The sequence below is a fragment of the Proteiniclasticum sediminis genome (genome assembly GCF_018128025.1).
Classification (GTDB): Bacteria; Bacillota; Clostridia; order Clostridiales; family Clostridiaceae; genus Proteiniclasticum; species Proteiniclasticum sediminis.
On sequence record NZ_JAGSCS010000034.1, the window covers coordinates 2501 to 9474 of the forward strand.

Sequence of the window (6974 nt, forward strand, 5' to 3'; positions counted from 1 at the left end):
AAAACGTTAAAGAAGCATCACTAAATTTCGCTTCAAAGATCCTGACAATAGAACTCAGCAGTGAAGATGCGAAAAAGCAAGTTGTAGATGGCACTAAGAAAATTGTGAGTAAGCTCGAGCCGGATGTAATAGTTTCAGAGCGCGATCATGAGAAAATTACCAAGAAAGTTCTCAAATTGGAAGGCCTTGATTGCGCAAATTGCGCCATTAAAATTGAGAGTAGAATAAAGGAACTGGATGGGGTAAAGAGCGCAAGTGTAGATTTTACAACTGGAAAACTTAACTTGGAATCAAATACTAAGGATCTATATAGAATAATTGAAGCTGCAAAGCTCGTGATCAAAAAGATAGAGCCAGATGTGACTATACATGATGAATCCGAGAAAGTTGAGCAAGAAGATGGCCACAAACATGTTGCAGGCGAAAGCAAGACCCAGCTCATTAAGCTGGGATTGAGTGGTTTAATATTTGGCACAGCGTTAGCTTTTAAGTTACCAAATCAGTGGGAATTTATGCTGTTTCTCGCTGCATACCTCTTAGCTGGTGGAGAAGTTGTACTACGAGCGGTCAAAGATATAAAAAACGGACAGCTTTTTGATGAAAGTTTTCTTATGTCGATTGCTACTATTGGTGCTTTTGCAATCGGTGAGTACCCTGAAGGTGTTGCTGTAATGCTATTCTACCAAGTGGGAGAGTTCTTCCAGGACTTAGCTGTGAATCGATCGAGAAAATCCATAGCAGATCTCATGGATATCAGACCTGATTATGCAAACTTGAAAGTTGGAAATGAGTTAAGGACAGTATCACCAGAGGATGTAAAAATCGGTGAATTTATTGTAGTGAAACCAGGAGAAAAAGTCCCACTTGACGGAACTATTGTAGAAGGGATGTCAATGGTTGACACATCGGCATTAACAGGAGAGTCAGTACCGCGAGAGGTAGAAGCAGGGTCTGAGGTTTATGGAGGATTCATCAATAAAAATGGACTTTTGACTATAGAGGTTAAAAAAGAATTTGGTGAATCGACGGTTTCAAAAATCCTAGAGCTTGTTGAAAACGCGAGCAGTAAGAAAGCTCCGACAGAGCAATTTATAACAAAATTCGCAAGAGTGTACACACCTTTTGTTGTAGCAGCAGCTCTTGCATTAGCGGTGATTCCTCCGCTGGTCATCGATGGCGCGACATTTTCTGATTGGATATATCGAGCGCTGGTCTTCCTTGTAATATCTTGCCCTTGCGCATTAGTCATATCAATTCCTCTGGGGTTCTTTGGCGGAATAGGCGGAGCGTCAAAAAATGGTATTCTTATAAAAGGTGGTAACTATCTTGAGGCTTTAAATAATGTGGATACTGTGGTGTTCGATAAGACTGGAACTTTGACAAAAGGAGTTTTCATTGTTACGGAGATAAATCCTGTAGATGGAATTTCAGAAGAAGAACTTCTAGAGAATGCTGCTTATGCCGAAAACTATTCAAACCATCCTATTGCACTATCTATTATGAAAGCATATGGGAAAGAAATTGATACAACTGTTATAAGTGGACATGAGGAAATTCCAGGTCTTGGTCTTAGAGTGAATATAAAAGGCAGGGAGATCCTTGCAGGTAATGCAAAACTTATGACAGAGAAAGTAATAGCCTTTGACATGAACGGAGATGTAGGCACTATTGTTTACATCGCAGTAGACGGAAAATATGCTGGATCAATTGTTATATCAGATGAAATTAAACAAGACTCCGAAAAGTTAGTTGCCGGTTTGAAAGAAATTGGAGTAAGAAGGACTGTAATGCTTACAGGGGACAATAAGAAAGTTGGCGATAAGATTGGCAAGCAGCTTGGACTCGATTTAGTTTACTCTGAGTTACTTCCTGATCAAAAAGTTGAAAAGCTAGAATTAATATATAAAGAAAAAACCACAAAAGGTCGTATAGTTTTTGTCGGTGATGGAATAAATGATGCCCCTGTATTGGCAAGAGCAGATGTTGGAGTTGCAATGGGCGGACTTGGCTCTGATGCAGCTATCGAAGCTGCAGATGTTGTACTCATGACTGACGAACCAAGCAAGTTGATTAGTGCAATTAAGATTTCGAAGCGAACCAGAAGAATTGTTCTTCAAAACATAGCATTAGCGTTAGTTGTAAAGGGAATAGTATTGATCCTAGGCGCCGGTGGACTAGCTACAATGTGGGAAGCAGTCTTTGCTGATGTTGGTGTCGCTATCATTGCAGTATTAAATGCGATGAGGGTTATGAATACAAAAAATCTTTAACAAATAGCTATCAAACTGAATATTTGACGAAATAAGGTTGTACTTATTTGAGGTACTTAAAATTATCAAATTATGTACAACCTTTTAGTTGATTATTATACAGAGCGATGAAGGAATAGATACCTTTTGTATTGGAATATATCTTAATCTACTGATTTGCAAACTTGTTAAGAATTGTGAAATTATCTGTAGTTGTTTTTTATAATTCAAATTTATAGTAAAATATTACCAGTTAGAGAGGAGAGTGCAATGAAGAAAAAAATTATATTTATGACAGTTACAATGCTTATTGCTTCTAATATTACTGTTTTTGCTAGTACGGTAAATAATAAAGAAAATCAAATTAAAGAAAATCAAGAAACCATTCAAAACTTAGAAAATGAAAAGCAAGAATTGAATGCTGAAAAAAAACAGCTCAGTAGTGAATTGCAAAGTATTATTGATCAATTTACTTCCGTTGCAAGGGAAGCAGAAACCTTAAACACTGCTATCACACAAAAAGAATCAGAAATACAGGCAAGAGAGAGTTTGATAAATGCAACTAATGAAAAAATTAGTTCGCTTGAAAATGAGATCAATACCAGACAATCTGAAATTATTCAGAAAGAAGTTGAACTTGAAGAGAAAAAAGCAATACTCGACTCCAGAGTAAGATCTGCTTACATGAATAACTCTGTAGGCAGTATTCTGTACACCTTAATTGAATCGGAGAGTCTGGCTGACTTTACAGATAAGCTGATGCTCATCCATAAAGTGGTAGAAATGGACAAAGAGATTATTCAGCAAGTGAATTCCATTATGGAAGAATTGACGTTAATAAAAGCTGAACTTGAAGTATCCAAAAAAGATTTAGTAGCTTCAAAAGCTGTTATTCAAGATGAACGGGCCAAGCTCATCGAGGAAAAAGAAAAGCTTGAAACTGAAAATCTGGCCTATACATCAAAATTATCAGATCTTAAGAAATTGGAGACTAAAAAGTCTTCCGCTATAAATTCCCTAACAAAAGAAGAGAAGGAAATAGCTTCTGATATAGGAGATATCATTGAAGAGAATAAAGAACTTCAGGATGAAATATCGGCTTTGATTCGAGCTGAAGCAAATAAGAATACAGTATCTCTGGGGAATAACAACTCACAACAAAACAACACAAATGCAGGTTATATTAAGCCTGTATCAGGAATAGTTACTTCTTCGTATGGATACAGAATACACCCAATTTTGGGATATAGAAAACTCCATACCGGTATTGACTTTGCAGCTACATCCGGAACGTCAATCAAAGCAACTAGGGCAGGCACAGTCATTCGGGCATCTTATAACTCCACTTATGGTAATAATGTTATCATAGATCATGGTAATGGGGTCACAACCCTATATGCGCATATGAGTGCACTTAACACTAGTTATGGATCAAAAGTATCTCAAGGTCAGATTATTGGATATGTAGGATCTACTGGTATGAGCACAGGTCCGCATTTACACCTTGAATTCAGGCTAAATGGCAACTTGGTAAATCCAGCACCGTATCTAGGACTTTAGAATTAAGTTAACTATATCTAATAAAATATTATCTAATAGCAAAAAAACTGCATTCCCAACTGTTTATCAATTGGAATTGCAGTTTTTGGCTTAATACAACCATTTTATGAGGGCTTCAACTGGTTGATACTTTCCCGCGAACGTCAGTTTCTAGAAAAACAACAAAAAAGCCATTGATAAATTCCCGCGAACGTACGGTGCAAATGACATCAATACTGTCCTCTCGAGCCATCCAGAACATGGAAACATGTCTATGTTCTTTTAGATTGTTATCCAGATCAACAAGTTGCTTGGACACCCGATTTGGCTAGTTGGCTATATTATCGATTTTATTGGTTATTCATATTCTATAGAACCCGCTCTATTTTTTTATCTTCTGGGCATGAGGCTCCCATAATAAGATCGACGTTGTTTTTTATGATTACAGATTGTTTCATAATGCTCTTCATAGACCTATAGTCTGCTGATAGCGATTTTTTCGCACTCGAGCACTTCCGGTATTCTAATTGAAGATTTTTCATGGCAGGTATTTGCTTTGCTGAGAGCAAACTGAATGCTTGTTTCGCAGATTGATGAAGCAAAATATCCTCTGTGTTTGCTTCATAAAACCTTCCAGAATATCCGGATTCTCGATAAGCCGTAAAGACATCCTTCGTTTTCGCATAGTTGATAATATGCTTCTTCAGTTCTGAAATTTCAGCCATCCTTTTTTCAATTTGCTTAATATGCTGTGACAGCTCGTGATAACGATCCGTTACAGCTTTTGTTTTTTCAACCAGGGTTTCATAGTCCGTGATGTTATTCTCCGTCAGGAAATTGATGGTCTGGGCCATCTGTTTCAGGTTGAAAACCTTAGCCCAGCGCTCGTAACCAGGACCTTTTCCTGCTTGCAGTTTGGCCTGAATGTCCACCAGAAGGTTGATCTTATCTGGATTTTTTCGATAAGGTTTCTTTGCTTTTGGTGTGTGGACGTTCTTCCCGAGTATTGCTGATTTCAGCTCATCTTCAGAATATCCCTCACCCAGTGATCGTAATCTGGTGAATTTTTGCTGACCACTGGCTTTAAAAGCGAGATGCTGCCCCTGTTTCACTTCATAACCATTCACCACCATCAGCTTCAGGAAGGTGTCAAAATCAGCTGGCTTTTGAACCATGACAGCATCGATGGTTTGTCTCAGCTTCTCCTGCCAGGATAGTGGTTTCTTATCGCCCAGCCACTTGCCGTAATGGGATGGTCCTTGCTTTGGCGCTTCAATGATAGAGAGCCCGTTCTCAAGGCAGAGTTTGTCGCTGATTTTCCGGATCGCTTCACTGGAGCCAAGGAAATTTCTGAATTTTTGCGTATGGTCGATGGATGTAGAATTGAAAATGATGTGATTGTGGATATGGGCATGATCGGTATGTGTGGCGACAACAAATTGATACTTGCCTTTGGTAAAGCTCATGGCCAGCTCATAGCCGATCTCCTGTGCCCTCTCTGGGGTGATCTCACCTGGCTTGAAGGACTGCCGGATCTGATAGAGCACGATGTCGCTCTTCTTCTCTTCACTGCGTCCAATGTAGGTCTCATATTCTTTTTTGCAAAGCAGCATCTCTCCAGCAGCGGTTTCCGGTTCACAGCCATAGGCTTTGACGAGCTGTCCGCTGTTGGTTTTTTCAGGATTGATGGCATAGGAAAGGCGCTCATGTACCGTGTGGGCCACGGTTTGACCTTTGATGACATGCATGGGGATTAATCTCGTGGTTGCCACAGCGGACACCTCCTTCCAAAAGAAAAAGGCGCAGCAGATTGCTCCACCGCGCCCTTCACAGGATCATATTTCGCTTTGTCAAATAGCTTTCAGGGAATCATTAAATACGCCAAGCAGCTCAACCAGGAAGGCTGCGATCAGCGGCAGTCCGAAGGGACTGATCAACCAGGCCAAGCCCATTAATCTCAGACCTTCCGGAACATCCTGAAGCAGGACCATGGTTCCCAGTGCGATGGCAAAGCATACAAAAGCCACGATCCCCAGCACCATGGTGGACAGCTGGCACAGCAAACGGCAGGCAGCAACAAGGATCGTTAAAGCCAGTGTAATTGGGAATAAGAACAGCTTGATGAGAAATCTCATGCTGCACACCTCCATTCATCCGAAAGTTTTCTTCTACCCTGATCGTAGCAAGGAATCCCAATGTCGTCCATGTTGTCGATAAAAAAATTAGTCTATGGTGGAAAGGCGGATCATGATCTGATCCGCCTTTTCCCATACACTCTTGAGGCTGCTCTGGACATCCTCAATATCGGCTTCATAGATGCGTCCGGTCTCATGAGCCCGCTTGGCGTATTGATTCAGATTGTTGCTGCTTCTTCGAAGGAGCGATACCAGTTCAGAAATATCGGAGAGGTCCAGGCGGACTACATAGCCGTCAATGGCCATCTTCCTGATGTAAGCCCCCATGTTTTTTGTCCCTAACTGGCGCATCTTTTCTTCGATCAGCGCTTTTTCACGCTCGTTGACCATGATAATAATGGGGATCTGACGCTTTCTGTTTGCCAAATTATCACCTCCTCAAGTACCCACCACCCTTCTGCAGCAGATGCTCTGCTTTAGTCGTCTTCTTCTTTGTAGTCGGGAACCAGGATCAACTCTCCATATTCCTGATCACTCATGGCCGTCAGCTTCTTCAAGGCACTTTGGATAAGTTCGGAGAGTTCCGCGTCGTCAGGGGCAAGCTCCAGGGCGATTTTTTCAAGTCCTGCAATCAGACCGGACCGGGAGCCGGTATCATAAATACACATGAGGTTAAGCTCTTCAATACTGAATCTATCCATCTTTATCTCTCCATTTCTGCAGTTTTGTGAGGTGGCGTTTTGCTGAGCTCTGGTTTTTCAGAAGACTTTTTCAGCCGCTGCTTTACGGATTCCTTCTGAGGCTTTTTCTCTTCAGGACCTTCGACAGCCTCTCTGGTCTTATCCGAATCTTTGGTAGGGACGTTATTGATCAGTCCATCAAATTGATTGTCATTTTGCTCCACCGTATCCTCGATGCTCCGCAAGGGATTGATGGGTTTGAGGAACTCCGGCACTTCCTTGAAGCCGATGGCATCCACATAATGAGCCGTGTAGTCACCGTGTTGCTTCAAGACGATGACATCGCTCATGGATAGGCTATGCCCGGTGAA

The 6974-nt window shown here is 41.0% G+C and carries 7 protein-coding genes (1 of these 7 cut by a window edge); 2 read left to right on the plus strand and 5 right to left on the minus strand.

The window, feature by feature from the left end; translation table 11 throughout:
* Both KCG48_RS14110 and KCG48_RS14115 read left to right on the plus strand, forming a co-directional pair.
* Positions 1-2270 carry the 3' portion of a heavy metal translocating P-type ATPase gene (locus tag KCG48_RS14110; RefSeq protein ID WP_211802822.1) on the plus strand. Its footprint begins 88 nt before the window's first position, so only the last 2270 of its 2358 coding nucleotides appear in the window; its start codon lies off the left edge, out of view; its stop codon occupies positions 2268-2270.
* A gap of 249 nt (positions 2271-2519) precedes the next feature.
* Entirely contained in the window at positions 2520-3809 is a 1290-nt protein-coding gene (locus tag KCG48_RS14115) for a murein hydrolase activator EnvC family protein (RefSeq protein ID WP_211802823.1), read from the plus strand.
* A gap of 347 nt (positions 3810-4156) precedes the next feature.
* On the opposite strand, the gene KCG48_RS14120 is transcribed toward KCG48_RS14115, so the two are convergent.
* The 5 genes from KCG48_RS14120 to KCG48_RS14140 form a co-directional block, all read right to left on the minus strand.
* Entirely contained in the window at positions 4157-5560 is a 1404-nt protein-coding gene (locus tag KCG48_RS14120; protein ID WP_211802824.1) for a relaxase/mobilization nuclease domain-containing protein, read from the minus strand.
* A gap of 78 nt (positions 5561-5638) precedes the next feature.
* Positions 5639-5923 (minus strand): CD1845 family protein, encoded by a 285-nt coding sequence (locus KCG48_RS14125; RefSeq protein ID WP_211802825.1) that lies wholly within the window; start codon positions 5921-5923, stop codon positions 5639-5641.
* Positions 5924-6010: 87 nt separating this feature from the next.
* Positions 6011-6313, minus strand: a complete 303-nt coding sequence (locus KCG48_RS14130) for a plasmid mobilization protein (protein WP_211802828.1) — start codon at positions 6311-6313, stop codon at positions 6011-6013.
* Positions 6314-6399: 86 nt separating this feature from the next.
* Positions 6400-6624, minus strand: a complete 225-nt coding sequence (locus KCG48_RS14135; protein WP_211802826.1) for a transposon-transfer assisting family protein — start codon at positions 6622-6624, stop codon at positions 6400-6402.
* A gap of 2 nt (positions 6625-6626) precedes the next feature.
* A partial coding sequence (locus tag KCG48_RS14140; protein ID WP_211802827.1) for a YodL domain-containing protein occupies positions 6627-6974 on the minus strand: 348 nt, incomplete at its 5' end.